This is a genomic window from Cardinium endosymbiont of Dermatophagoides farinae, assembly GCF_007559345.1.
Taxonomy (GTDB): domain Bacteria; phylum Bacteroidota; class Bacteroidia; order Cytophagales; family Amoebophilaceae; genus Cardinium.
On record NZ_VMBH01000004.1, the window covers coordinates 1 to 26,428 of the forward strand.

26 protein-coding genes and 2 pseudogenes are annotated in these 26,428 nt (G+C 31.9%); 6 read left to right on the forward strand and 22 right to left on the reverse strand.

What is annotated here, in order from left to right; translation table 11 throughout:
- Positions 1–1,761: 1,761 nt before the first annotated feature.
- The 13 genes and pseudogenes from FPG78_RS08300 to FPG78_RS08520 form a co-directional block, all read right to left on the reverse strand.
- Positions 1,762–2,733: a PD-(D/E)XK nuclease domain-containing protein gene (locus FPG78_RS08300; protein ID WP_478210237.1), complete on the reverse strand. Its 972-nt coding sequence runs from the start codon at positions 2,731–2,733 to the stop codon at positions 1,762–1,764.
- 63 nt (positions 2,734–2,796) lie between these two features.
- Positions 2,797–2,979 (reverse strand): annotated as a pseudogene (locus tag FPG78_RS08570) (AAA family ATPase); the annotation flags it as partial.
- A gap of 167 nt (positions 2,980–3,146) precedes the next feature.
- Positions 3,147–3,254: a hypothetical protein gene (locus FPG78_RS08515; protein ID WP_420888395.1), complete on the reverse strand. Its 108-nt coding sequence runs from the start codon at positions 3,252–3,254 to the stop codon at positions 3,147–3,149.
- A 26-nt stretch (positions 3,255–3,280) separates the two neighbouring features.
- The gene (locus FPG78_RS08220; RefSeq protein WP_255431798.1) at positions 3,281–3,406 is read right to left on the reverse strand and encodes a hypothetical protein; all 126 of its coding nucleotides are present in this window, start codon (positions 3,404–3,406) and stop codon (positions 3,281–3,283) included.
- Positions 3,407–3,731: 325 nt separating this feature from the next.
- Entirely contained in the window at positions 3,732–5,006 is a 1,275-nt protein-coding gene (locus FPG78_RS06640) for a type IV secretory system conjugative DNA transfer family protein (protein WP_144087191.1), read from the reverse strand.
- 339 nt (positions 5,007–5,345) lie between these two features.
- Positions 5,346–6,128 carry a relaxase/mobilization nuclease domain-containing protein gene (locus FPG78_RS06645; RefSeq protein ID WP_144087192.1) on the reverse strand — a complete coding sequence of 261 codons (783 nt, stop codon included), beginning with the start codon at positions 6,126–6,128 and terminating at the stop codon, positions 5,346–5,348.
- Positions 6,125–6,337, reverse strand: coding sequence for a hypothetical protein (locus FPG78_RS06650; protein ID WP_144087193.1), 213 nt, complete (start codon positions 6,335–6,337; stop codon positions 6,125–6,127). Before FPG78_RS06650 ends, FPG78_RS06645 begins: the two co-directional genes overlap by 4 nt.
- Positions 6,301–6,492, reverse strand: a complete 192-nt coding sequence (locus FPG78_RS06655) for a hypothetical protein (RefSeq protein ID WP_186292526.1) — start codon at positions 6,490–6,492, stop codon at positions 6,301–6,303. Before FPG78_RS06655 ends, FPG78_RS06650 begins: the two co-directional genes overlap by 37 nt.
- A gap of 142 nt (positions 6,493–6,634) precedes the next feature.
- Positions 6,635–6,922 (reverse strand): plasmid mobilization protein, encoded by a 288-nt coding sequence (locus FPG78_RS06660; RefSeq protein ID WP_144087195.1) that lies wholly within the window; start codon positions 6,920–6,922, stop codon positions 6,635–6,637.
- Between the two features lie 417 nt (positions 6,923–7,339).
- The gene (locus tag FPG78_RS06665) at positions 7,340–8,287 is read right to left on the reverse strand and encodes an Rpn family recombination-promoting nuclease/putative transposase (RefSeq protein ID WP_144087196.1); all 948 of its coding nucleotides are present in this window, start codon (positions 8,285–8,287) and stop codon (positions 7,340–7,342) included.
- A 420-nt stretch (positions 8,288–8,707) separates the two neighbouring features.
- Positions 8,708–9,850, reverse strand: a complete 1,143-nt coding sequence (locus FPG78_RS06670; RefSeq protein WP_144087197.1) for a hypothetical protein — start codon at positions 9,848–9,850, stop codon at positions 8,708–8,710.
- A 10-nt stretch (positions 9,851–9,860) separates the two neighbouring features.
- Positions 9,861–10,841 carry an AAA family ATPase gene (locus FPG78_RS06675; protein ID WP_223262091.1) on the reverse strand — a complete coding sequence of 327 codons (981 nt, stop codon included), beginning with the start codon at positions 10,839–10,841 and terminating at the stop codon, positions 9,861–9,863.
- A gap of 615 nt (positions 10,842–11,456) precedes the next feature.
- Positions 11,457–11,702 (reverse strand): SymE family type I addiction module toxin, encoded by a 246-nt coding sequence (locus tag FPG78_RS08520; RefSeq protein ID WP_223262092.1) that lies wholly within the window; start codon positions 11,700–11,702, stop codon positions 11,457–11,459.
- Between the two features lie 158 nt (positions 11,703–11,860).
- On the opposite strand from FPG78_RS08520, the gene FPG78_RS06685 reads away from it, so the two are divergent.
- The gene (locus tag FPG78_RS06685; RefSeq protein ID WP_144087199.1) at positions 11,861–12,190 is read left to right on the forward strand and encodes a helix-turn-helix domain-containing protein; all 330 of its coding nucleotides are present in this window, start codon (positions 11,861–11,863) and stop codon (positions 12,188–12,190) included.
- A gap of 184 nt (positions 12,191–12,374) precedes the next feature.
- Here the strand turns inward: FPG78_RS06685 and FPG78_RS08525 are convergent.
- The 4 genes and pseudogenes from FPG78_RS08525 to FPG78_RS06700 all read right to left on the reverse strand — a co-directional run.
- Positions 12,375–12,560 (reverse strand): annotated as a pseudogene (locus tag FPG78_RS08525) (Tn3 family transposase); the annotation flags it as partial.
- Positions 12,561–12,765: 205 nt separating this feature from the next.
- Entirely contained in the window at positions 12,766–13,062 is a 297-nt protein-coding gene (locus FPG78_RS06695) for an NUDIX hydrolase (RefSeq protein WP_144087200.1), read from the reverse strand.
- Positions 13,056–13,199: an NUDIX hydrolase gene (locus tag FPG78_RS07330; protein WP_186292527.1), complete on the reverse strand. Its 144-nt coding sequence runs from the start codon at positions 13,197–13,199 to the stop codon at positions 13,056–13,058. Before FPG78_RS07330 ends, FPG78_RS06695 begins: the two co-directional genes overlap by 7 nt.
- Before the next feature lie 136 nt (positions 13,200–13,335).
- Positions 13,336–14,085 carry an NUDIX hydrolase gene (locus FPG78_RS06700; protein WP_144087201.1) on the reverse strand — a complete coding sequence of 250 codons (750 nt, stop codon included), beginning with the start codon at positions 14,083–14,085 and terminating at the stop codon, positions 13,336–13,338.
- A 148-nt stretch (positions 14,086–14,233) separates the two neighbouring features.
- Here FPG78_RS06700 and FPG78_RS06705 point away from each other — a divergent pair, with 148 nt between their 5' ends.
- Positions 14,234–17,701, forward strand: coding sequence for a sodium:solute symporter family protein (locus tag FPG78_RS06705; protein WP_144087202.1), 3,468 nt, complete (start codon positions 14,234–14,236; stop codon positions 17,699–17,701).
- A gap of 418 nt (positions 17,702–18,119) precedes the next feature.
- On the opposite strand, the gene FPG78_RS06710 is transcribed toward FPG78_RS06705, so the two are convergent.
- The 4 genes from FPG78_RS06710 to FPG78_RS06725 form a co-directional block, all read right to left on the reverse strand.
- Positions 18,120–18,350 carry a hypothetical protein gene (locus FPG78_RS06710; RefSeq protein ID WP_144087203.1) on the reverse strand — a complete coding sequence of 77 codons (231 nt, stop codon included), beginning with the start codon at positions 18,348–18,350 and terminating at the stop codon, positions 18,120–18,122.
- A 35-nt stretch (positions 18,351–18,385) separates the two neighbouring features.
- Entirely contained in the window at positions 18,386–18,712 is a 327-nt protein-coding gene (locus FPG78_RS06715; RefSeq protein WP_144087204.1) for an HAD family hydrolase, read from the reverse strand.
- A gap of 301 nt (positions 18,713–19,013) precedes the next feature.
- Positions 19,014–19,244, reverse strand: coding sequence for a hypothetical protein (locus tag FPG78_RS06720; protein WP_144087205.1), 231 nt, complete (start codon positions 19,242–19,244; stop codon positions 19,014–19,016).
- A 241-nt stretch (positions 19,245–19,485) separates the two neighbouring features.
- Complete coding sequence (locus tag FPG78_RS06725; RefSeq protein WP_144087206.1) at positions 19,486–19,695, reverse strand: hypothetical protein; 210 nt, start codon at positions 19,693–19,695, stop codon at positions 19,486–19,488.
- A 465-nt stretch (positions 19,696–20,160) separates the two neighbouring features.
- On the opposite strand from FPG78_RS06725, the gene FPG78_RS06730 reads away from it, so the two are divergent.
- The 4 genes from FPG78_RS06730 (at position 20,161) to FPG78_RS06745 (ending at position 25,507) form a co-directional block, all read left to right on the forward strand.
- Positions 20,161–20,877 (forward strand): hypothetical protein, encoded by a 717-nt coding sequence (locus tag FPG78_RS06730; protein WP_144087207.1) that lies wholly within the window; start codon positions 20,161–20,163, stop codon positions 20,875–20,877.
- A 9-nt stretch (positions 20,878–20,886) separates the two neighbouring features.
- Entirely contained in the window at positions 20,887–22,122 is a 1,236-nt protein-coding gene (locus tag FPG78_RS06735; protein ID WP_144087208.1) for an SMI1/KNR4 family protein, read from the forward strand.
- Positions 22,123–22,436: 314 nt separating this feature from the next.
- Entirely contained in the window at positions 22,437–23,096 is a 660-nt protein-coding gene (locus FPG78_RS06740; protein WP_144087209.1) for a recombinase family protein, read from the forward strand.
- Between the two features lie 644 nt (positions 23,097–23,740).
- Positions 23,741–25,507 (forward strand): AAA family ATPase, encoded by a 1,767-nt coding sequence (locus tag FPG78_RS06745; protein WP_144087210.1) that lies wholly within the window; start codon positions 23,741–23,743, stop codon positions 25,505–25,507.
- Positions 25,508–25,652: 145 nt separating this feature from the next.
- On the opposite strand, the gene FPG78_RS06750 is transcribed toward FPG78_RS06745, so the two are convergent.
- The gene (locus tag FPG78_RS06750; RefSeq protein ID WP_144087211.1) at positions 25,653–26,342 is read right to left on the reverse strand and encodes a VapE domain-containing protein; all 690 of its coding nucleotides are present in this window, start codon (positions 26,340–26,342) and stop codon (positions 25,653–25,655) included.
- Between the last annotated feature and the right edge of the window lie 86 nt (positions 26,343–26,428).

Below are 26,428 nucleotides of genomic sequence, written 5' to 3' on the forward strand. Positions count from 1 at the left end.
ACATTTCCTGATTAATCAGCTGTAAAAGCTCTTTAAACTGCGCTTTACAATCTAAACCATAGTAATCTGCCCACATACGGAATACATCACCCTGATGTCCGTATTAAAAGACTTAAACTTCCATATGCCTTTATCTTTATAAATAGACATACTTGGTCTAGAGTCTTTTACTGAAAATATAGACTTATGGTTCTTTTTTTCGTAAATTTGGGTTAAATGTAGGAACTAAGTGGCGTATAAGATTTTCTTCTCCACCTGCTTTTTCTAGAACTTGTTCTTTTGTTAACATACTTTGAATTTTGTTACAAAATAGAATAATTCTTACATTAAAATAGGTCCTTCAAGCCTCATTTATTAAAATAAGAATTAGCCTTCTTTGGGAGGCTTTTTTATTTATTACCCTTACATTTCCTACCACACACGTATAGAAATACTTGATCTGAAATTAAGATTGAGTTAATATCACAAAAGCTCATTCTAATAGAATTACGCATACTTACTTATCCAAAGATTTATCAATAAGTCCACTATTAACCCAGTATATACATCTGTATTTGGTTCTAGCTAATATATCTTTTTGACATAATTCTTTAAGAATTCTAAATACAGATGTTTTGGTCTTATAGCCCGATACACTTAAAAAATCATCTATATCTATTAACATCTTTTCCTCGCTGAACAAGTTTCTATTTAACATGTACTTGATAAATTTTTGAGAAGACTTAGATAGGTTCAACATTACAGTCGGAATATCAAATTCTTTTACATGCTTTTCCAAAAAGGAGAAGCAGCATGTTCTTTAAAATCCCTCAAACATTTCATTGTATTCATCTTATTCTAATTGTTATCAAAAAATTTCATGGTAACATGATTACATATCAACCTCAACCGCAAAATACAGGCAAAAATACTAATAGTATTAAATACGTATCATATAACTTCATAAATATATACACAAATATATAAATAATATACTAATCAAAACAAATACGTATACAATTAAAAATATACTTACATACCAAAAACAGGATGTGGTAACTTGAGGTAAGTATGGGTAACTTTGTGGTAAGAATAAAAAATCAGTTTTTATAAAATATTAATTTGAAAATCAATGTTTTATAAAAACTGTGGTAAGATGGTAAGATTTTAATGAGTTTATACAAACTAGTAAATATTTACACATAAAAATACACATACATATGTATGTGTACGTATGTATTTCTTAATATCTATATATAATATTATCTTACCATCTTACCACATTACCATATACTTTATATATATAATTCTGATTATCAACACATATGTGTTTTAAAAAATTGTGGTAAGATGTGTGGTAAGATTAGAAATCTTGGCCATTATATCTTACCACCTTACCACACGATTATAAAATAAAGTATCTCATAACCAATTATAATTATTAATCTTAAAAATTAGATGTGTAAGTATATGTGTCACATGCTTCGACACATACTTATAGAAATTGAAATAGTAGATCAACACGTTCAAACTAGATGATTAATATATATATTATTGGTAACCATATATATAAATAAATCACATGTATCTATTATATGTCAAATGACATAAACTGACACTTCCACATGTTAAATAGAGTTCTCCTTGGGTATTTGAAATTATTGTAAGCTAATCTTGTTTTCTTATACCTAGCTCAGGTTTTTATAAAATTTCTGAATACAGTATACCTGTTAACAATTGCACTGGATAGATTCGCTCGCATTACGAGAGATAAAACTTATCTTACTTGTTCATCTGCTTTCTGAGCTCTTCTCTATTTACTGTTTCATAGGCCCAACTATCTATAGATTTGGTTGCTTGGTCAAAGTTAATACCTAATAAGATAATCTCTTTAGCTTTCCATAAATACGAGGTATAATACCTATTTTCTTTAATTTGTTGTAAGGCTACTTTATCATTTGATTTATACTTGATCTCTATGATATAAACTATGCTACCAATAGTAAGTACTATGTCTGCTCTACCTTTACTAGAAGGAGACTCACTAGCCACCTGACTGTTAATACCATCTAAACAGTTTAAACCATAAAGTAACATATGAAGGTTACTATGATAATCTTTTTCTGTTTTACTGGTTATGTAGTAAGGGATACTGGAAAAGGCTATGTTAATAGCGATAATAAAGGACTCAATATCTTTGGCTTGTAAAGTGCTTTTTATTTGGTCCTGGGTTGATATAAAATAGTCTTTAACACGCCGTTCCAAGGCATCTTTAACCGTTTGCGTAAAGGCCTTTTCTACCTCTTGATTAGGAAACTTAAGCTTATAAACCCCTGTAGATGGTTCATAACCATCTATCGTTAAATATCCAGTTTGAAACATCAATGCTTTCAAACTAATTTCATTTCTACTACCGGTATACATTAATTCAAATCTATAAGCATCAATCGGTAATGCATTTAGTTCAAATCTATCAGGATCTGCTAACATTTGGTTTATAAGCATAGTTGGACTACCTGATTCATACCAGTAGTCTTCTAGTTTACCAGAATCTAAAAATCTTAGCGTAGACCAAGGGTTATAGACACTCGCTCCATCTTCATAAAACTTATATCCATTGTAATAAGTAGCCATACGCCTCATTACTTCTGATGTAGATATTTTTTTATCTTCTTTTGTACCACATTTTTTAGCAATATCTTCCAATCTTTTTGCGAATATGGTTAAGATTTCTTGCTGCGTATAACCAAACATAGCACCAGCAGAAGCATCAATGGTAATATCTTTTAAATGATTAGCCCCTGAAAATACGTCCGATAAACTGAATTTGCTTACGCCAGTAATAAAAGTGAACTTAAAACGTTTATTGAGTGATTTTAAAGTCATGAAGAAATCTTTCATAACCTTAATATTGGCCTGTTCTAAGTCCGAACCTTTTGTTAAATTAACCATTGGGGCATCATACTCATCTATAAGGACTACGATATTAGATTCGTAACCGTTATTGAGCTTTGGAAAGTGCTTCCACTAAATCTTTTAATCCACTTTGTATATCTTTCGTTTGAATAGTTTACAACTATACGAGAAAGCTATTCTGGTTAACTCATCTTTTAAACTGTTTTCCAAGCAGTTCGGATTATGGTTTATGCCTGAAAAATCTATTTTGATTATAGGATATTTTTTCCACTCATACCGCTTTCTGGATTACCTATGTGGTACCCTTTAAACACTTCTTTCTCTCCTCTACATATCGTATCCAATGTATCGATAAACAAAGACTTGCCAAACCTCCTAGGCCGGGCTATAAATACAGGATTTCTATTTCTATTAACTCTTGTGCATATCGTGTTTTATCTACGTAGTAGCCTGTTTCAATCACAGATTGAACATCTGAATAGCCAATAGGTAATGCATCTATCTTATGCATAATTTTATCTTGTTAAACTTTTTTATTTTAATTTCTGATTGCGTTGATCTTACTTTTAAACTTTAATTAACTTAGAATTCTTTTGTTTTGATTCATTTTTTAACGGCATATAAACCAATAAAATGGGAAAAAACTTACCAAGAGTATATTCATTACTACCACGTTTACCTATCTTTCCCATTAGTTTACTAATCCTAATCGTGTTCCACGATTAGGATTACACGAACATTAAAGCAAAAAGCATTTTATACTTTAACCCCCTGTTTACTAAATATACTATCTACCTCATTGTGTATTCGCTCCCAATTATCTTCAATTTTTCTACCTAGTTCACTATCAAACTTACTTGTATCGATACTATTGGATAATTAGAATTATTAAGATGAGTAGCTATAAACTGAGGCTTATTACCTGCCACCTTTATGGTAAAATGACCTGGAGGCTGAGAAGCTATATAATTAGGTGTCAAGTAGGACTCCTTACCTAGTGACTTAGTAACCGTATCGTCTTTGTCCGACATATTTATAGAAGTCCTAACATTTGTATAAGAACCTGCCATTTTAGAAACGTAGGAACCGGTTGTTAAATTGCTGGTCATACCAAAGAACTGGTTGCCCAAATTATTTCTAATAACTTCTGCCTTACTGCTTCCATACATGTTTTTGAGTTGTTCGAAATCTTGCACACATACAATGGTCGATACATTATTAGACCTAGCTGTAGCAGGTAGATTCTCTAAACCCGGAATAAATAACGTAGGAGCCTCATCTAAGAGGAATATAGACTTATTCTTTCCCTGTTGATTTATATGTTTCATGCATACCGTACCAATCAGGGCTATAATGGAAGATAAAGAGTCGCTTAACCTGGGATCATTAGCAACAGTCAACATCGTTGGATGCGCAGGATTGCTAACATCTAAATCGACGGTATTTTGATCACTCAAATGACCAGAAAGTACCCAAAAGATTTCCTTGGTATATATCTTATTAAATGGCAATTGCAAGGAAGAAAATACACCAGCTAGCTGTTTTTCTGCATTATTCTTGTAGGCAGTATGAATAGGCTCTATCATGATTTTTGTTTCCCTATCTAAAGATAGTAAGGCAATACTTTGTTCGTAATCCTTCATAGCAACCAGTAAGGCATGTGGTAAGGAACATAACGAACCATGATGCTTTTTAAGAAACCATATAATCGCACTAAAAAATGCAATAGCATTATCTGACCAAAAATCTTGTTTGTGCATCCATTCTTTATTTAAATTTTTAAGTATGGCACTTGCATATTCTTGAGCGTAAAGCTTAAAAGGCAAATAACTGGGATGTAAGGGATTGCAACGGTGGGATAAATGCGTATTGGTAATATTAATATGAGCGAATTTAGTTTGTTTATTTAAAAGCTCCTGATACATATGAGCAGACAAAGTTGGTGGATTACCTTTAAAATCATATAAAAATCCAGCAAAACCCATATCAGCAGCTTGGTAAATAATAGGTTCCATAACAGAACTTGATTTTCCTGAACCAGCAGACCCTTCGATATATATACCCTGAGATAGACTATCCAATACTATAAATCCTCTTTTTGTCCTTTCCATATAAAACAATCAAGATATGGTTGCTTTTTATACTTACGATGCGTACTGCTTTGCAAAAACTGCTTATCCTCGGATGGTAGATCAGAAGTGTCAGGAATGAGACGATTAAATAAAATAAACGTTAACAATATGGCCAATAACATCCACTTATTACATAAGTCTAATGAACGAAAGACTGGTTTACCTTTAAGATAAAATATGACGAACACATCATATATAGTAGTGAAGCATAAAACAATGAATATTGATAAAAAAAGCAAAATCTTTTTTCTATCACGATGAAATATCCTAATAAAAATGTTTAAAATAAACTTTATCATAATATATAAGATTTGAAAATCAGATAGATAAACCCTTAGATTGATCCAAGGATTTGTGTTTATTTAATATGTTCATAAAATTTTGCTTAGATAACGATCTGTCTATTTCACTGGCTTTGAATCGTTCTTCTTTTCCTGCTTGCATGATATAAAAACGTAAACCTTGAAAATCACCTTGTTTGTTGTGATACGCTTCGGTCCTAATATTAAAACGGGCACCTTCTGTATTAAAAGAATTACTAAACGCATCTACAGAACGGATGCTACGGTCCTTTAATACAGACTTGGCAAGCTCTTTAACATTGTGTATAGCAGAGTTTTGCATAAGCTTATCTCTGGTTTTATCATTCTGCACATCTTTGGCTAAGGTTAAATCCATCTCATAGGCAATAGTTTCTGCAGCACGAGAAGAACGATTGCTGATGTAATTGCCTTTATAAGCCTCTCCTGATTTACTAATCCTGTTTACATAAACGTGAATATGCTTATGTGCCTTATTAGAATGCACAAAGGAGATGTATTGATGGTTTTTTAAGCCCATTTTGTCTAAAAAAGATTGGTTGATAGTTTTTAAGTTTTCATGGGATAGTTGACGACCATCTTCTATAGTTGGAGAAATAACAAAAGAAAGGGAATTCCGTTCACACCTACTATTCATATCTTGAAATAGTTTAAACTCTTTGGAAACACCATAGGCAGTTTCTGTTACAATATTTTTATCTAACAGAATACCTTTTTCGGTTTTTTGTGCATAGGCGATGCTGGCGCCGATGTGACTGATACTTTTACCTATGGAAATCATTTTTTTTCTGTTTTGGATAACTTTTGGTAAGCATTATAGTAGTGTTTAAATCCTTTTTCTAATTCGCATCGAAGAATATATTGATGGTAATTATACCAACTGCTTAAGAATAGACTGATAACGGATATGGACAATATAACCCATAACCAGACTGGAATGGTAATAAAACGTTTTAAGGTATGAAGAATATTGGCATGTTCTTTTTGCATGGGCCTATATCTATGGGAATGGGTTGATGATGTAATGCCTCTAATCTATTGGGATGATCAGTGGTAATGGATAATATTTTTTCATAATCTTTCTTACTTCGTTTGAGGCTTTCTATTTCTTGAATCAATACTTCTATTAAAACCTTTTGGCTCAAATTGGAGCTGCTTTTGATGTTCATTTGCTAATCTTGTTGAGATGGTGATCTATTTTTTCGATGATGTATCGGACTTCTTTTTTAAAGTCTAATTGGTCTTTAATAAGGTTACTGATGCGGCTAAAGTGGTTTCGATAGTCTACTAACATTTGATAGACGGATAGTTCTTCTGGGTGAATCGGCTTTTGATGGTTTGATTGAGACCTATTTTACGTAAATAATCACTCAGGGATAGTCCACAGTTTTTGGCCAGTAACTTGATGGCTATTTTTTCTGTTGGATAAAGCCGAATGGATAAGGTGGAGCTTTTATGAGTAACCTTTTTGGGACGCATGGCAAGTAATAAATAAGTAAATATACCAGAATGCCTTACATAGAAATCATTAAAAAAACAGGATACCCAAAACGGATTTAGAACCAAGATATCCATTCTAAAGAGACCTTAATACGATAATAATTTAAATAAACTTAACCGTAATATCAACCGACCGAAGAGAGCAAGATGGGTTTTTGTGTAACAAAAACACGTCTTAAAAATGCTTTACGGCCAAATAAGGAAGTCATGGCTACATCTGTTTACAGCATACACATTAAAACAGATAAATTGACTCATACAAAAAATAGTAAAACTAGGATTATAGATAGATAGATAGATAGATAGATAGATAAGCTAGCTAATCTATATGATGGGCTATAGGAAGTGTGAGATAAAAAATTGTTAGAAAAAGTTAAGAAAGTTAAGTATGTATAAATTGATTGGGTTAAGACCAAACGTAGGAGTATTTCAGTTAGAGTATAAGAATTGAATGGGAACGTTTAGGTATAAGATACAATTAATAGAAAAGGCCTATACAAGGTCGTGAATCTGAGAAGGAGACAGGCCGGTAAGAAGGATAATGTCTTCTACAGGATAACCACGCAAAAGCATAGATTTAGCTATCTCTATGTTGCTTTCTAGTTTTCCCTTTTCTTCACCTATTTGGGTTCCTTCTTGTCTTCCTTTTTCCTCTCCTTCTTGTCTTAATCTTTCAGCTACTGACATGGCAATTTGATTTAATTTAGGGTTAGATTTCTTAATGGTTTCTAGTAAATTTGGATCATCATCTACCTTTAACATATACAAAAAAGCTACATTAGCATAAACAATATAGTTTTTTTCTAAAAAATCTACAATTAGATTGATATGATTAGCAAACCATTGATTAAACGAACGATAAATGCCTTGTTTGAGCACCATCACTGCAAAAGCAGCCTTTTTATAGCTAATCAGTTCGTCTTCAGAGGTACTATAGAGATCAACAAGATAAAATTTATCAAACATGCACGATTTAGCTAATTCAGGATCTGAAAACATAGATAGTAGACTATTTGAGCCTTTATAGGGCTTATTTCCATTGTATATGCATATGTTTAATATTACCGGTAAAGGAACATTGCCTTTCTCTTTTAGATGCTGACGCAACAACTGAACGTTATATTCTAGAAACCTAAGTGGCATATACGAATCTTCAGTAGATTGATGCTCGCAAATCGTGTACAAGTACCCTTCCTTTCCATTTATATTGGTTTTGAATACTAAATCAGATTCTCCTCTTCTACCTACTGGATCAACAAAGCTTTTATCCGTCAACTCTAAATTTTCTTGGTCTATTGTTATAAATAGATCGGAAGGTAAATTAGCAGCTAGAAAATCTAGCATAGCTTCCTTATTACAAAAAGTATTTTTAAAAGCGTAATCATGAGGTTTATCTAGTTCCTCTTTTTTATTTTTCCTCTTATTTCTCTTCTTAGTCATTTGATCAATACATTAAGACAAATTAACAGGGTTAAAAATTAAAGAATCTGTTGTATATCAGATTTATATAAACCAGTGAAGCGCATGATCTTGTCTACTGACTCATCTTCTTGGAGCATTAACTTAGCGATTTCTATACTTCTTTTCTACTCTCACTGTTTTTTACTTTCTATTCTAGAGACTTTTATTTTTTCCTTAAAAAGGATCTTATCGTTTTCTTTTTCTAGTTCTCTGACCCTATGTAGTTGCATGATTTATTCTTTGAATAATACCTCTTGCCTCAGGTTTGAGTAGTACTTTGTACTGAATTGAAGGCTTTCCATTATATGCCGTTCCCTTAAATTTGAACACTGAAAGGTAGACAGTTTTTATAGCATTTAACCAGATTACTAGCTACTATAGCCTCAATTTTATCAAGAACTATAACGTATTCATTTCTTCTTTAATTTTTTTCAATTCATCTGGCATATTACTCTTCCAGAAATGTTCTTTGAAATAGCTTTTTAAAGCTATTATTTTTTGTATATCCTTAGCAAAAAGTGCTTTCTTAACATGATCGGGAATTATTCCGTTTTTTTCTGCTTCTGTTAAACCGGATGACCATAACTCAAACGCATTAGAAAAAAAGTCTTCCTCTAAATTTTTTAATCTTTCTAACCTATCTTTTCTTTGTTTAGCCAACTTTTTAAGTGCTATTTCTTGAGGAGACATATAATCATGCTCAACCCAAGCCCCACCTTTTTGTAAAACAGACATAAACGTTCCCAACTTATTTTTATACTTATTCAATGTGCCAGATTTGTTCTGAAGGGCAAAAGAAAAGTGATCAATAGAAGTTTGAACGGTGTCTGCTGTATTAGTACCTTTACTATAAATTTGACGAATTTGCGGAAGGCCAAATCCTATTTCTTCAAGATCTCTACAATCTATATTTTCCCATTCTTTGGGTAAAGAATGATTTTCATTTAAGGACGTTTTTGTAGATTCAGTTTTTTTCACTAAGGAAAAAGTATTCTTAAAGGATTGACTACTTTCTAAATCTAATTGCAACCTAAAAGCATTAACGAACGCCTTATCGAACCTAAAAACAGAAAAACCACTTTTCCCAGTTTTGCCACCAACCCGTTCCATAAGACCTTTTTCAATGATCCTTTGTACAACTTTCCTCAAGGTTTTTTTAGTTGTGTTGGTAACACTAGATAAAGTTTCAATCGTTACTGGACCTGTAACAGATTCCCCTCTAACCGTACAACAACTAACAAAATATCTAACGATGCGTTTTTGAATACCACAAAGTTTAGAGACTTCTTCATGATAATTCAACTTCGTATTGATACTATTTTGACTACATTCTAGACCTTTATCGACCAGTTTATTTTCACTACCTTTACTAACTACTATTTTTATAGACGTATCATCTAATGTCTGGGAAGAATCGTTTATTGAACTAATGGGTTTATTTATACCTTGATTGATAACTTCATTCTGAAGCAAGTAAGGGGCCCTTCTTTTAGGCACAAACTTTTTCTTGGTTCCATCTTGGGTAAAAACTGGAGCAGTCATAATTTATCTATTAATAACCTTTTATCATTTCTGGATTAGTGAAATGGGAAACAATATGGTTACTTTTCAAGTTATGCATTTCTAATAGTTCACGCGTAAAAGTATCAATATCCTCTCTACCTGCTGTGCTTGCAGTACTATCAAATACCGTTGATTTGCGTCTTCTGTATTTTTCAATTTCCTTACACTTCCTGATATAACCAGAAAACATCATTTCACCATATTGATGGTGTTTAATTAAATCAGAATAGGTATCTCTTGAATCCTTCTCTCTATTATCAAACTGATTCAGAATAATTTTCATTGGAATCTTCGGCATATCGTGATCATTACACATACGGTTAATCTCGTTAACCGTAATATCAATACCAGAATCACTAAAGTCACAAGGAGTCGTAGGAAGAACAACCATATCAGATGTAAGCACAGCAGCAGAAATAGATTGACCTAAAGAAGGTGGACAATCTATTAAAATTAGATCATAGGCTGAACGTAAAGGATCAACCTTGGACTTGAGTACTTTCTGAAGCGGAACTTGCTTTAACATAATAAAGTTATCAAGCACAGAGTTATCATAACGACTCGGCAAAATATCTAATCCAGGTAGCACATTAACTGTAGAGTTCGTTATCTTAATTAAACTATCATCCAATAAATCAATCAAAACAGGATAATCATTAGCATTGATACCAAAAGACTTAGTCAAGTTCCCTTGGTGATCAATTTCAATAACTAAAACTTTTTTACCCATTAAGGTTGCACGTATAGCTGTTTCGCGACATAAAGTTGACTTTCCTACACCACCCTTAACCAAAACAAACACAACAACTTTACAGGGTTGTTTATATGGCGCAAACATTTTTATAGCTGTTTCGTATTCAAAATAAACCCTATTGCGAAGCTTATTGTAGGCTAATTTTTTCGACTTGAGTTGTTTATGAATAGCCTGGACGCTAACGCCCAATATATCGGCTGCTTCTATAGCTAACATTTTTGGATGCATCTAAATTTACGGTTCAATATGGTTTAAGTGATATAAAAAATAACTACATAAACTTAAACTATAAATAACAAATTGGCAAGACTTTAAATAATTTTTTGATGTGTTTACAAATTTAATACCCCCACGCTAGTTATAGTTGTTTTTTTATTTTTTTAACAATAATTACAACTACTATAACAAGGCTGTTTGACTACTAATTTGACTACTAAACAAATAAAATTGATGAACTGGTTTCTTGTTGTTAATGCTAATATTAATCAAATTTATAATTTGACTATCAGGTATATACTGCAAATTAGATTCATATAATTTTTGTATTACATAACTGCTTCTAGTCAGGAAATCAATATACTAGTTTGACTACTAAATGGACTACTAAATAGACTACCAATAGTATATATGTGACTACCAAATAGACTGCTATTAGACTACTAATAGTATATATGTGACTACCAAATAGACTGCTATTAGACTACTAATAGGACTACCAAATAGACTACTAATAGGACTACCAAATAGATAAAAGTTATTAGGAATAAAAGGTATTAGACTTATGTAAGTATTTTATCTTTTAAATATTTTCAAGTTCTTGTGAAATTCCTTTTAACTTAACGTTTTTTTGACCGCACTTAAATGACTTTTATATCTGACTATCTCCTTCATATTTTTTTCTGTAGGCTCTATGATTAGTAATCGTTCTCTAATATTAACAGTCACTATTTCGTCTATTTCAAATCCTATCCTTTTTATCCATTTTCCCTCCAAACGAATAGTTGGAACGTCTTTACCAGACCGGTATAATTTTTGAATCTTTATTCGACGGACTATTTTATCAATAAATATGGACACGATTTTGGTTTTACTGGAATAGTGTAAATACTACATAATTGTAGTAAAATTAATAAATATGTATGTACTATACAATAGTATCCTGTTTTTATCAAGTATTTTTTTGTGTGTATATTTATTGGCTGCATAATTAATAATCTATTAAGTCCCATAAAAAAATGAGTTTTGGAGAGCGATTAACCTTAGTTAGAAAAAGAAAAAAGTTGTCTCAATCAGATTTAGGCAAAAAAACAGGTATTAATGGGGATGCTTATGGTAGATATGAGCGTGGTGAGGTAAGGCCTACTATAGAGATGGCTGTTAAAATAGCACAAGCTCTTGAAGTGTCTTTGGACTATTTGACAGGAATTTCAGATATTGAATTAGATAAAGATATGATGGTTAGGATGCAGGAGATATCTAAACTAGATGATAAGGATAAGCATCACCTTTTTATGACCTTAGACGCACTGATACGAGATTTTAAAAATAAGAAGGAGTATAGCTAATAACTATTTTATTTTCATTTTCAATAATTTATTTTTTTGTATACATACATTTTTTATGTTTTTAATTAAAATTTGTAGTAAAAATAATTTTGTACTAGTAGACTCGAATCATCAGAAAATTACGGTTTTGATTTTAGGCTCAAGGGATTTGATTAATCTAGGGTATTAAGGGTAACTACTCACATTCTGATCCTAACGTAGGTAGGTGGGCTAATGGTTTATCATTTATTTTGAGTACTTTGCGCTTAATAGAATCGATAGACGTTTCTATATAGACTGTATTCCATAGTGTGATAGCAGCTGTGAGTAGCGTTAGTCCACTGAAATGGTAGATCTGATTTTACATTCCTCTATCTCTGATATAACCTATGTTTGTACAGTTTGATGATGTATTTTATAAGGGTTTAGATGATTCCGACAAGCCTAGTTTTGGTTTGATAATTTTTTGATACAAAGTTCACATATAATAGTTGTTATTGATATACATAAAATTGCAACAAGCGTAAGGTTAAACCTTAACTATTACACATAATCTTTTAGAAAGATTCTTCATCTCTCTACTATATAATATTACCTTATCTCTTCTCTGATCCTTGATAAACATCAGTACCAAAATTTAACCATTTTCCTGTTTTTAAAAAGGCTGGTACAACATGGATATCTTTCAAGTCTTGAACATCAAAAAATTGATAGGTTTTAACCAGACCATCTTGATCTAACCAATTTTTAGGAAGCTCATCTACAACTATTTCTGCAGTAAAGTAGACTTCTATCTTATGTACATTACATTTTTTATCAAAAAATTCTGCAACATAGACAATCTGGTTTGGTTTAACATCAATTCCAGTTCCTTCCTTTACTTCTCTTACCATAATTCTGGAAGCATTTCACTTGGGTTTAAGTGCCCACCAGGTGTATACCAAAGCCTATAATCATTGCTCACAAGTAACAATTTCCTATTTTTTACTATTAGCGCTCTAGCTGTTACTTGTACAGTGTAATCTTTCATTTTGTTATGCTTGTTTATATAATTTTAATGCTAAGCACCTATTAGATCCATTATGTGATAAATCATATTTGGGAATTATGTTCATCTATTTATAATAAATAAACCATGCGTTATGATTTGTATGATTCACTTATAGTTACATTACAGATTTTAATTTCACCAGGAATGCATCTCGTTTTAATGCATCGTAGAAAAACTTTCTTATCGTAAACGTATACGCATTACCGTCTATATCTTTTAATACACAAAGATTATGTTCGACTTTGCATAAACTATCACATGAAACCCATTTAAAGTCATCTTTCTCCCTATAAGTATCCTTATTTTGATGATTGACTGCCTTACATAATACATCAGCAGGATAAAAATCATTTACTTTCAGTAAGATATATACTTCTTCTCTAATACACCCATCCTTTTTCTTATGCTCACTATAACAAACCACACCATTATTCAATAAATCATTTGGGTCTAACTGATATATACCTTCACTTTCCTCCTTTGATTCGCGAATAGCAGCTTCTAAAAAACTTTCACCTGTTTCCACACTTCCACCTAATTCACACCATGTTTCCCCATCACATTTTCCTACTCGTTCTCTACCTAGTAAGACAAAACTTTCTTGTTTATCATTAGTATAGCAAAGTAAAACACCAACACTGGCCTTTATATTTTGTTCTAATCTTCTTTCAAGTATAGTTTTGCTGTCATAACTACACACTGTTGAGCCATATTCCAATTGTACTTGACTAGGCATCGGGTTTTTATTAGGCAACATGCCAGTCCTATGCGCCATGTAGCTACAAGCAACAGGACATAGATAAAAAAGTATACATAAACGAAACATAGCAAATAGGATTTTTCTTCTAATCTGATTACTATCCATTATATAGTATATGTATATGTATGCACATATATTATAACACTTAATACAAAAATTAAATGAATATTATATGCCATTACCATTCAGGATGGAAGTATTCAATAAATTTTATTATAGTGTTTTGCTAGAAACGTGAAAATATAGATAAGCCATGGATATAGACCTATTGATTATAATAGTATTCTTAGTAACTACACTGGCAATAGGATTATACTGTAGTAGATCAGTTACTACATTTAGAGACTATGCAGTAGGCAGTAGAAATATGTCTACTTGGGTGGTTACTATTTCTTTAATAGCTACCATATATGGAGGGAATTTTTTACATACCCAACTGACTGGTTATTACTATCAAGGCTTATATATGTTACTACTAAGTTTAGGTAGTCCACTTAGGTTTTATTTAGCCTCTCGGTTTATTATTGTTAGAATGAAAGAGTGGCTAGGAGATTTTTCCATTGCTGAATCTATGGGTAGGCTATGTGGAAGATCCGTTCGAATACTTACGGCCATCTTTGGTATTATAGTAACGATAGCTAAGGTTTCTGCTCAGTTTAAGATTAGTTTAATTATTATTGAATCTATTACTTCTTGTAATGCACCAGCATATGCTAATTATTACACAGTCATTTTAGGACTACTCGTTACAGCTTACACTATTTTAGGTGGGGCTAGGTCTGTAGCACTAACAGATGTTTATCAATTTTGTTTCTTCAGTATTTGTTTGCCTATTTTAACGTTTACTTTTTTATACAATGCTCAAAATACATGGATTAATTGGCAAAAATTTGTCAATATGTCACAGTTTAATTTATCTCAAATAGCTACTTGGGATCTCTCTCCTACATGGGATAATTCTTTAGTTCATTTATTTGCTTATTTCATTTGGCATTCCATATTTACTTTTGATCCAGCTCAAATCCAGCGTTTTTATATGTCTTCTTCTATTCAACAAGCCACCAAAGTATTTTTTAAAAGTGGTACAATTCGGATCATTTTTTCGCTACTATTTTTAGTTGTTATTGCTGCTTTATATACAAGTGGCAATAGTGTTCCACCTAAACAAAAAATACTAGACTATATTATTCAGCTTAATCATTTTCCTGGAATCAAAGGATTGCTTATAACAGCTATTATTGCTTTATGTATTTCTACTGTTGACTCTTATTTGCATACAGGTTCTGTGTTATTTGCTAATGATATATGGCCTTTCATAACCTGTTCTAGAGAACGAACCGATAAATATTCTCTAAGAGTTGTACGAATATCCTCTGGTTTAATAGGTATAGCTACTATTCTGATCACATTACACATGAGCAATATTAGACAATTTTTAAATAAAGTATTTTATTTCTATACTCCTTCGGTTACAGTTCCAATGATTATGGCTTGTTTTGGATTTAGACCCCGTTCGGCTGCTGTCTTATGGTCGATGGGCATCAACACAGCTATGACGGTTTATCATATCTTTATAAAAGGGCAAGCTATAAGAGAACGTGATGTATTTCTATCCCTTATATATGGTGCGTTCATTTTATTGATCTTTCATTACCTCTTACCTAAAAAGCCAAATACAGGATGGGTGGGTATTCCAGATGATAGTCCAGTAAAGCTACAAAACCAAGAAACCAAACGTTGGTGGTTAAGAAAGCTATATTATTTTCAATCAATTTTTACTACTTCTTATTGGAAGGATACATTTCCTAAAAACGCTACTACTTTCATAGCGTCAGGCATTTATTTTATTATTTACAGCTCCATACTACTTTTCTATGTGAGGAAAGTATATATATTTTCCTACATTTACTGGTATATAGCTGTCATGGCTATAGGAACAATAGTAACCATCTATCCTACATTTCACGCTTATAAACAGGAAGGTAATCGTTTTTTGCATGGATTATGGCCTATATTGTTATGTGTTGTCTTTTTTATTTCTGGCATCACCTATATGAAATTAAGCCATTTTTCACCTATGTCTTGCGCACTATTTATAGTAAATATAGGTCTAAGTAGTCTATTATTACCATATACTATAACAATAGTCATGCTATCTTTTGTATTATTGATATATAGATGGATACCGCCTCATTTAGACCTTGTAAGTTATAAAGAGTTGATAACTACAGAAACAATGATAGGATTAACCATTTTACTCAGTTGTTTAGTATATCGATATCTAAGGAATACAACTAACAGACAATTACAAACTATAGCGTTAACTAGAAGCTGTGATCAACAGTATGCGCTAGATTCTCTACATAATCAAGCCAACTGGAACCGATTAGACCCTACCTATAGTGGCAAAGTACTACAAGATATGGCTGATGAGTTAAACCCATATGTAGTAAATCTACCTATACAGGAATTCCAGAAGAAGCTTTATATATTTAGCCAATCTCTGCTGAAAAGGGCTAAGGAAGAACGTACGTTTACCTTAGACTCAAAATCTATCCATAAAGTTGACATAGAGAAACTAATCCTAAAATCTTATGAAACGGTTAGGAAACTAGATATACCAATACAGTTGCTTGTAACGAAAAAAACAAAAGAAAAATATTTATTAACTGCCCCCACTACTTTTGAAAGATTATTGACTATAAATTTTTTAAACCTATGCCAGGGTAAATATATCATAGATCATGCCGTTTATTTAACTATTTCAGACACACTGTTATCTTACCCTTTTCCTGAACCTAATCAGGTATCTATACGTAGTACGCACGAGAAGCAGTTAAAAGCGCCCATATTATCTGCACTCGCTTTTTCTATATCTACAGATGCAGATAGACCCAATATATCACCTACTTACGTAGTTACTGACGAACTTACTTCAGACTATTTACCTAAGACCATCCATAATCTGTATCAAGAAGAAAGTAGACAAATGGTACAAGCGCATGGAGGATATATAGAAACCATAGAAACAGAAACGGGTTTAACCTGCCTCTATATATTACCTATTGATGGTAAAAAAGTTATGCAGTTTAAACGATATCATACCGATGACTTATCTAATAAGGTAGCAGAGACTGATGAAAGTTTAGCTCAAGAAAAAGAACTCATTCGTTTACTTGTAAGCAACACAACTTTAACGGAGCAAAAGGTAAAAAAAACCATTCACTTTATTAAGCAAGCACATGGCAATACTATACGTAAGTCTGGCGATCCTTATTATACCCATCCTATGGGGGTAACTAAGATTGTATTAGAAGCTACCAAGAATGCTGATACCATTTTGGCTGCTCTATTGCATGATGTAGTAGAGGATACAACCGTTACATTAGAGCAAATAGAACTACTATATGGAGTGGAAGTGGCTTATATAGTAGATATGGTTACGCATTATAATACTTATGGGTTGCGATGGAAATTAGATAAGTCTGATAATCAAATTATATTAAATAAGTGCAAGGACATTCGTGTCGTTCAGATTAAACTTGCTGATAGACTGCATAATCTAAGAACTATAACTGCAAGAAAACTAGAAGACCAAAAAAGAATAGCAAAAGATACTGTGGAGTTTTACATTCCATGGTCTAAAAAAAATAATGTTTTAACCTGGGTATCAGAAATGGAAAATATATGTGAGCAGATTTTAAATGCTGGTTCTTCATGATGTTGAACGATTGGTGGTCTTTTGAAAATATTGCGTTCTCTTCAAAAGACCAAACTGAGTATGCATTCACGAGAGTGGTTAAAAGGTCTTTTTAACTTACTGTCTTCTTGATAAGAAAGTCAGCAAAAAAATCAAGAGCTGTTCAAAAATCGACGGAAAGCACAACTTAGAGCTGGAAAAACAGAACTTGCCCGCTTCTCGGGCTTCGAATCCGTTTAATTAGGGCTATTTTTCTGTTTCAACTATAAGGGATGCTTTCTGATCGCAACTTTTTGCACAGGTCGCTTTTGTTTAAATTGGCCACTCTGCTGAACAGATACCAAACTGATGGTTATAAATCAAAAATATAGTATATATAAGATTAAATATTGACTACTCTTTTTTTAAAGAGCAAGAGCCAACGTGCTCGACTAAATGACTATTTTTGATTTAGCTTATCTATTGCTTCTTGTACTTTAGACCAAGAGAATCCTTTGTAGCCTGCTGAGAATCCCGTAGCACCAAGAAATTTTGCTCTCATAATTTGGTTTCCATCATCATCTACTAGTATAACACGCTTGATATCTTTTACATTAGTTAACTCCATAGCTTGTTGTATATGTCTTTCTTTATTACCACCCCCTCTTACTTTCGGATTACAGAACGCCATTATAGGTATATCTTTTATCTGATCTTCATTTAGTCCTATTTTTTTAGTAATGGTTTACCATACATGTCGCTAAGAGTAGTAATGGCAATTTTATTACCAATTTTTGATAAATTATCTATTAAATTTTTTAGCTCTTCATGATCAATCAAATTACCATTTTTATCAAGAATAGTACCATCAACATCAAAACATACTAAAACTGGATCTTCTTTGAAATTTCCATCTTTATTTAAAGATTCTAATTTTATACTGCTAGCAACTGGCTCTTCATTACTTTGGTCTTCTACTTCAGGAAACACATTGTACTTCCCCACCTCACTACAAGATGCAATAAGAGGTACAACAAATAAATACTTTTTCATGATATGATAATTTTTGATAAAAACATAAATATTCTAAGATCTACTCACGTAGAAACGAGATTATGCATTTTTCAAAAAAAATTATAAAAAAGCAAGTTAACTTATCCCGCATTGCAAATATAGGTCTTAAGATTACGGAATGAATGTATTACTCGTATTGGGTCTTTTGTTTTAAGTGTGTAAATATATTTTAGGTTTTATATTTATTTACCCTCAAACACTTAAAACAAAAAATTCCCATAAAGTTTCTTTTTTAGGTATAACCCATATCTTTGGATGGGGTCTGAGCAGAGAAACGATCTCATTTTTCATACATACTATGGGACTCTTCCGACTCTACATCTTCTTCTTTTTCATAAAGATCTTCTTCATAAGATTTTTCTTCATCTTTTCTATTATAAGCCTCAAAGAATTTATCTAAAAACTCTAAAAAATCTTTGGAAAAAATTTTAGATCTTCCATCAGGGCTGATAGAATATACATAATGTTTATTTGTCTTATGTCTTAGACAAATTGATGTAATATTCGTCACCTTGATCTATTCCTGCTATCAGCCAACATGATTTTATTTGTGATGCCTTCATTTGATGCATTTTACAACGATTTTCAAATCCACGTTGGATTGATAACATACGCTTAACTTTATCACTAGTATATATATCAGGTCCACGTACATCGAATCCTCCACCATCTATAGATCCGTATTTATTTAAAAATGATATATACTCTTTATACTATCAATTGGGAACATATCTACACTCCTACCTAATTCTTTAATTTACAGAAGCTATTTCTATATTAGTTATAGGTAACCCTACTTCAAAATCTTCTTTTTCCAAGAATTTTTTTACTTTTTCATCCAACTGTATACTATCACCTTCAGATACATCAGATACACTAGATATACCTTCCATTCTAGAAGTAGATTGAACACCTAACTCATCGCCTTTTCCTTCATCCATTTGATTGCGATAGTGTGACATACACCCTAAATGTGTTAAACACATGGATAATAAAACACATACATTATTTATGTTAAACATAGAGTAAATTTTTATAGAATTCATGATATAAAAGTTATAATATTATTATTAATTCATCTATAAACTCATTTCCTGTTAATTTTATGAGCCTATAATCTAGGAGGCCGCCCAACTGGTCTAGGTACATATCCGCTAGCTCTCGCTCTGGCCATCCAGTAAGGCTGAGGGGTTCCTATCCACAGTTCTTTTAGGTATAAACAAAAGATATAATATATATGTTAAATAACAGATAATGAAATCTGAGAAACGGAAAAGATATAGACAAATTACTTGCAGATCTATCGAATTTTTTGTATAATCCCCTAAGTTTTTAGCTTTTAATGAATAAATTCATAATAAAAAATTCCATTAACATAAAGTAAAATTTTAAGTCAAATAAAAAATATGAATTCTATAACGAGAAGTATGGTACTACTACTATATATAGTTTTATTTTTACCTTCTTGTTACTCTATAAAAAATGGTAAGTTGGGTGTACATCCTACTATTACGATTGGTGAATTAGAACAAGATTTAGCTGATGATGTGGATGGATGCTTTTACAGAGAGACAATAAGTAAATTTGAAAAATTAGAAGAAATAGGATTTCTTGGTGATCAGATTCCAAATAATGATAATATTCTAACTAGTGATCATGTTAGAAGGCACTTTATGTTTTTATTTTTTAATTGTCTTATACTTAAAGAACCTGGTAGATTGTTTCAAAATGCACAAGAAAGAGATGAATTCGTAGATGATTTTAGAAGAATTCCAGGAAATGGAATGTTGCTTTGGGAGCCTATACCAGTAAACAAACGACCTTGGCGTGATAGACCAGCGAGGTACTTGGTAGAATTTAGGATAAAAGATATTTTCTTAAATTTTTATGATTTCCCTCCAGGTAATAATTTAGGAAACCTGAATATTTTTGAGTTTGCTGTTGCGGAAGCTGGACGCGCTCCTCAATATATGAACGATACGGTGGATATAGATCATTTATTTAGGGATAATAGTATTACGATTGAGTTACCATCATTTATTCATGCAGAAAAAACTATGTTTATAGATAATCTAATTCGTGTGAATATAGAGAACTTAATAAGGACATCCAGGAATTACTGGTTAAATAGGACTCGTCAGTAGAGTTTATTAATGAACTTACAAACAAGGAAGATAGATTACGCACGTATAAATAAATCTGATAAATTAAATTTTATGTTAAATAAAAAGAATACATACGCTTTATTATTGATATGTCTTATACATTTAGGATGTTTATCAGATCAACATTATAAAATGTATTCAGAAAAAGATAAAATGAGTATACAATCTACCTCTAAACATGAGGGTACGTATTATGAGGATCAAAAAAGTGATATTGACCTTAAGTTAGAAAAACTATTAAATTTAGGCAAACTTATAAAAGGATTTTGTATAGATAATGACGATATAAATTCAGTACTAGAAAAACTAGATATGAACGAATATAATTTCGATTCAGATAACTTAAAAGATTATAAGGATTTTTTAAATAGATACGGATCTATATTTGGTAATGGCTTGTTTATATGTGGACCTACTAAATCATTTGATGAAAAAGAGAAAAAAATTAATTTGATGGTATCAATTCAAAATGCATTTAAAAACAGAGTGAGCAAAACAGTTAAAAAACTTGAAAAAAAAGCAATCTGGTTAATAGCTGAAGATGAACATAATAAATATTATATAGACTTTTCGAATCACGGATGTATATATTCTATTGGACTTGATAGTATACCTAAATATTTTTCTGAAAACTTCTCAAACTTTCTAGATAGGATATTTGAATATTATAAAGCTTATATTACAAAACCTCAAGAAGAATCTTCTTCAGAAGAAGAACCTATAGAGGACGATCTGCTTTTTGGTAAAGTAAATAAGTTTTTACAAAAAAATAGACTTGAATTAGGCTTTGCTATAACTGATCTTATCCTAGATTCGGCACGTAAAAAACTAGGTATGAATGAAATTTTTGGGTTAGATGAATTAAAAGATTATAAGAATTTTTTAAATAAATATGGATCTATATCTAATACAACCTTCGATATATATAAATGTGATCTTAATATTCGTGATAAAATTAAAAAAAATAATATAGACAAAAAAGTTGATGCGATAACATCAACTCAAATTTTATTCCATCGTTCTATTAAGAAACGAGGAAGAAATGAAAAATCTTTTTGGTTAATAGCTAAACATAAAGATACTCAATATTGTATCAATTTGGCAGAAGGTTCTAATTTAGGTCATATATATTATGTAGATAGTTTTGGTAATCTTACACCTTTTGCTAAAGATTTTTCAGAGTTTTTGGACAAGTTTTTTGATGAATATGAAAAAAGTACTTAAAAACATACTTTTCTTATCGGATTAGACCTAAAAAAATTCGGTTAGTTATTTTTTTAGTTTTAATTCATTCCTATTCGTCCGAAAATAAAATTTTCAGCATTCTTTTAGGTACGTTTTTTATTAGTAAATTCAAGGTATTGTAATACATTACTTTAAGAAACTACAAAAAACATATTTTCTCTCATAGTATTGAACGACTCGCAATAGGGTATACCTCAATGAAATATCTTAAAAATTATTAAATTGAATCAATGAAATAACCTATATGCAATAGATTCAATGACATAACCTAAATACGATAAATTCGTTAGAATATGTTCATCAGAGCTTATTTGAGAGCTTCAATAGAAGATCAGTTTGCAGATCGAGCAAAAGAAATGCTCGAGCAGTTTGTTCAGGAGAGAGGACACAAAATCGCTAGCTACTACCGAGAAAATATCAGCGGAACAAAACTGGAAAGACCAGAACTGGGACGATTACTAATGGATAGTCACCGAAATGATATTCTACTAGTAGAACAAATAGATCGGCTGACCAGACTTAGTAACAGTGACTGGCTAACACTCAAAAAGCAGATTGAATATCATGAATTGAGAATTGTAAGTCTGGACATCCCAACTTCATGGCAGGTTTTGTCTGACAAAGAACCATCACAAAATGATCCAATAACTCGTGCTGTGATTTCTGCCATCAATAATATGCTCATGGATCTAATGGCCGCAATGTCGTATAAGGATTGGTTGAGCCGTCAGCAACGGCAAAAACAGGGAATCGAAAGAGCACGTCAAGAGGGTAAATATCGTGGAAAACAGGCTGATCATGAGCGTCACCAGAAGGTAATATATTATCGAAGTGTTAAAAAACTAAGCATTCAAGATACCGCACAAGCTACCGGGTACAGCGCTTCGCAGGTATGTCGTATTCAGAAATTGTACTTTGTAAACAATGAAAAAAGCGATGCTAAGCACTTTTAATAAATTGCTGGAAAGTGGGAAAAGTAATGTCTGAAACATGTTGCTAATCAGGTAAATTTATACAATAACCTGGAAGAAAAAGAAGAACATCTTTAGTACAGAAAACAGCCTTAACGTACAATAATTTCCTATATCCAAGGAAACCCCTATTATATCTGGTTGTAGTGATCAAAGTAGAGTTCCTATTTTGCAATTTTTTCTTTTAGGTAATGATATTAAAGTTCAAGATAAGGGGTTAAAAAATATGAACGATTTAGAAAAGGATAAGTTGAAATCTGAGTTACAGAAGTTTATTGATATGTTATAAAAGGTTCGCCGTGGCGAACTTTTATTACTATAAATTTTTTTAAAGTAGCTAAATATAAAGGATATATTATTCCTGTCAAGAATATTTTATCTATTTTCCTTTCGTCTATTAGATATGCTATTTTAGTAGATTATTATATAGTTAAGAAGATTTAGTTAGTGGGAGTGAGGAATATAGATATAATCTTTTAAAAAACAACTCTGGTCCGTTAGTATGCCAGATGAATTGAAAAAAATTAAAGAAGAAATGAATAATTGATTGATATTGCTAACTGAATTAGCTAATTGTAACAATTGTTTTAACATTCAGCTCATTATAAACCTTAACGCTTCTAATCATGAAAAAATTACCAATTGGCGTTAGTAACTTTCAAGAGTTAGTACAAGGGGATTATCTTTTTTGTGATAAGACAGACATGATTGCTGATTTCCTGAAAAAAGGAGATAAAGTTACCTTAATTACTCGTCCTCGTCGTTGGGGAAAGACACTCAATATGTCTATGCTGCAACATTTTTTTTCCTCAGAGGTTAATGAGGTCACTACATCTGGTTTATTTGATGATTTAGCCATTGGCAAGTTAGAAGTTGGTAGGTACGTTAGGGAACATCAAGGAAAGTACCCTGTCATTATGATCAGTTTTAAGGATGTCAATGCAGATGATTTTCAAGGGTCTTACAATGCGGTTTATGCATTGATCTTAAAGGTTTATAGTGAATATGCTTATTTATTCAAAAGCGAAAAAGTTAATGAACTACAGTCAGAACAATTATATGTTATTCGTAAGAGACAAGCTAATCAACAACAATTAGAATCTTCCCTAGAACTTCTTAGTAAATGCCTCTACCAACACCATGGTAAAAAGGTTTATATTCTAATAGATGAATACGATACACCACTCAATAAAGCTTATGGTAATAAATCATACTTGGAAGCTATGGTAGCATTTATGCGTAACCTATTTAGTGCTGCCTTAAAAGACAATACTACACTAGAAAAAGGTGTTTTAACTGGCATATTGCGTGTTTCAAAGGATAGTATGTTATCTGGGTTGAATAATCTAGAAACCTACACCATACTGGATAAAGAATATAGTAGCCACTTTGGTTTTAGTGAAGATGAAGTTTCATTTTTATTTAAAGCAAATGATCTTGGAACTTGCATGGAAGCAGTAAGAAATTGGTACAATGGTTATAAGGTAGGGAACTTGGTTATGTACAATCCATGGTCTATTATTTCTTGTATTAATAGATCAGGTTGTTTTGATGTTTATTGGGTTAACACAGGAAATAATGATTTAATCAAACAACTGATTCTTGACTCTAATGATAGCATTAAAGGACAATTCGAACGACTAATGCAAAGAGAAGCCTTGCCTGTATCTATCGATAAGCATCTTTCATTTGATTTATTAGGTACTAGCGAAAATGCTTTATGGAGTTTACTCTTATTTGCTGGCTATTTAAAGACGGTAGATGCTGTATTTAATACAAGAAACGGTCTTTATGATTGTACATTAGCTATTCCTAATCAAGAAGTAACTACCCTCTACAATCGATTCTTTGAAGAATGGTTGATTTCTAAATTTCCTAGTCATTCTAAGTATGATACCTTTTTAAATCATCTGCTAGTTGGTAAAGTAAATGAATTTACACGAGATTTAGGTGCTTACCTTTTACAGAGTGCTAGTTTTTTTGATACTACTTCCGCTAAGCAAGGTGAAAGCTTCTACCACGGTTTTATCTTAGCCATGCTGGCTGGCATTGGTGACAGATACTATATACGTTCCAACAGAGAAAGTGGATTGGGGCGTTATGATGTGCTATTGATTCCAAAAGAAGCAGGTTCCGATGCGCTATTGTTAGAATTTAAGCATGTTCGTAAAGAAGAAGAACTGGAAAGTTCAGCTAAACTTGCTTTACAACAAATACAATGTCAATCTTACCATACTGAAGTACTACAATATCCTCATGTACAATCAGTAGTTGAATGCGGTATTTCTTTTTCTGGTAAGTCTGTATTAGCTGCTTATTCGACTTATGATTTAGTTCGTAATCAGTATGGTGATCTTATTTTAACGAACAGATATTGCCAGGAAGAGTATTAAAAAGTTGAATTTCATTCAAATACTTATCGCATTAATAGTGTTAAGGATCTTATGCAAAAATCGTGGAAATGTTCAATAAACTGTTTCAAGGCCTAAAAAAATTATAAATTATATAGTTGACACTTAAGTGGACAGACCCTAATCTCTACGAATTAATAAACTCAACAAAATACCCATATAGAGACCCCCTATGCGTTCTCTGCTTTACCCTATCAAACCCCAATTCCCTTAACGCACTACCTACCAACTTAGTATTCAAACGAACAGAAGTACCAATATTTTCTTGAAGAAACTTAAGAATACAAGTTGTAGTCATAAACGATCCTTCCCCTTTAGTAGAAGGCGCAAGATATTGAGAAATTAGCTCCGATTCTGTCGTTTTAGTTGTAAAATGATCCGAATGGTCTAAAACCTCTACCAATTCTTCTCTAGTTAACTCCCCACCTTTACTATCCAGCTTATATAGATTATAAGCCTGATGCCAAGCATTTTCTAATATAGATCTAGCATGGTCATCCAAATATCTTGTCCCATCTATCTCAAAACAGATCCATCTACTATGACCTAAATCTGAATGTAAAAAAGCCACATCATTGGTGCTACCAACAAAAGATGCAATTCTAGGGTCGGTTATTTCATCCTCTTGATAAGGCAAACGAATGTTTACATAACGCTGTGATAGCCATGCTTTAATAACATGAGCATTACAACGAAAATGATGCAACTCATCTAGATTAATAATAAAATTGCGAATTAAATATTTTTGGGCATCTTTCTCATTACTAATAATAGGGTTACCATTGTAATAGGGGTCTCCTTGGATATAGGAAATTATTGTACGTTAAGGCTGTTTTCTGTACTAAAGATGTTCTTCTTTTTCTTCCAGGTTATTGTATAAATTTACCTGATTAGCAACATGTT

Bases quoted from the DNA above. Each gene is read 5' to 3' on its own strand.
- FPG78_RS08300 (WP_478210237.1), bottom strand. From the start codon at position 2,733: ATGTTTGGTTATACGCAGCAAGAAATCTTAACCATATTCGCAAAAAGA.
- FPG78_RS08220 (WP_255431798.1), bottom strand. From the start codon at position 3,406: ATGCATAAGATAGATGCATTACCTATTGGCTATTCAGATGTTCAATCT.
- FPG78_RS06640 (WP_144087191.1), bottom strand. From the start codon at position 5,006: ATGGAAAGGACAAAAAGAGGATTTATAGTATTGGATAGTCTATCTCAG.
- FPG78_RS06645 (WP_144087192.1), bottom strand. From the start codon at position 6,128: ATGATTTCCATAGGTAAAAGTATCAGTCACATCGGCGCCAGCATCGCC.
- FPG78_RS06650 (WP_144087193.1), bottom strand. From the start codon at position 6,337: ATGCAAAAAGAACATGCCAATATTCTTCATACCTTAAAACGTTTTATT.
- FPG78_RS06660 (WP_144087195.1), bottom strand. From the start codon at position 6,922: ATGGATATCTTGGTTCTAAATCCGTTTTGGGTATCCTGTTTTTTTAAT.
- FPG78_RS06665 (WP_144087196.1), bottom strand. From the start codon at position 8,287: ATGACTAAGAAGAGAAATAAGAGGAAAAATAAAAAAGAGGAACTAGAT.
- FPG78_RS06670 (WP_144087197.1), bottom strand. From the start codon at position 9,850: ATGACTGCTCCAGTTTTTACCCAAGATGGAACCAAGAAAAAGTTTGTG.
- FPG78_RS06675 (WP_223262091.1), bottom strand. From the start codon at position 10,841: ATGTTAGCTATAGAAGCAGCCGATATATTGGGCGTTAGCGTCCAGGCT.
- FPG78_RS06685 (WP_144087199.1), top strand. From the start codon at position 11,861: ATGAGTTTTGGAGAGCGATTAACCTTAGTTAGAAAAAGAAAAAAGTTG.
- FPG78_RS06695 (WP_144087200.1), bottom strand. From the start codon at position 13,062: ATGGTAAGAGAAGTAAAGGAAGGAACTGGAATTGATGTTAAACCAAAC.
- FPG78_RS07330 (WP_186292527.1), bottom strand. From the start codon at position 13,199: ATGAAAGATTACACTGTACAAGTAACAGCTAGAGCGCTAATAGTAAAA.
- FPG78_RS06700 (WP_144087201.1), bottom strand. From the start codon at position 14,085: ATGGATAGTAATCAGATTAGAAGAAAAATCCTATTTGCTATGTTTCGT.
- FPG78_RS06705 (WP_144087202.1), top strand. From the start codon at position 14,234: ATGGATATAGACCTATTGATTATAATAGTATTCTTAGTAACTACACTG.
- FPG78_RS06710 (WP_144087203.1), bottom strand. From the start codon at position 18,350: ATGGCGTTCTGTAATCCGAAAGTAAGAGGGGGTGGTAATAAAGAAAGA.
- FPG78_RS06715 (WP_144087204.1), bottom strand. From the start codon at position 18,712: ATGAAAAAGTATTTATTTGTTGTACCTCTTATTGCATCTTGTAGTGAG.
- FPG78_RS06725 (WP_144087206.1), bottom strand. From the start codon at position 19,695: ATGTCACACTATCGCAATCAAATGGATGAAGGAAAAGGCGATGAGTTA.
- FPG78_RS06730 (WP_144087207.1), top strand. From the start codon at position 20,161: ATGGTACTACTACTATATATAGTTTTATTTTTACCTTCTTGTTACTCT.
- FPG78_RS06735 (WP_144087208.1), top strand. From the start codon at position 20,887: ATGAACTTACAAACAAGGAAGATAGATTACGCACGTATAAATAAATCT.
- FPG78_RS06740 (WP_144087209.1), top strand. From the start codon at position 22,437: ATGTTCATCAGAGCTTATTTGAGAGCTTCAATAGAAGATCAGTTTGCA.
- FPG78_RS06745 (WP_144087210.1), top strand. From the start codon at position 23,741: ATGAAAAAATTACCAATTGGCGTTAGTAACTTTCAAGAGTTAGTACAA.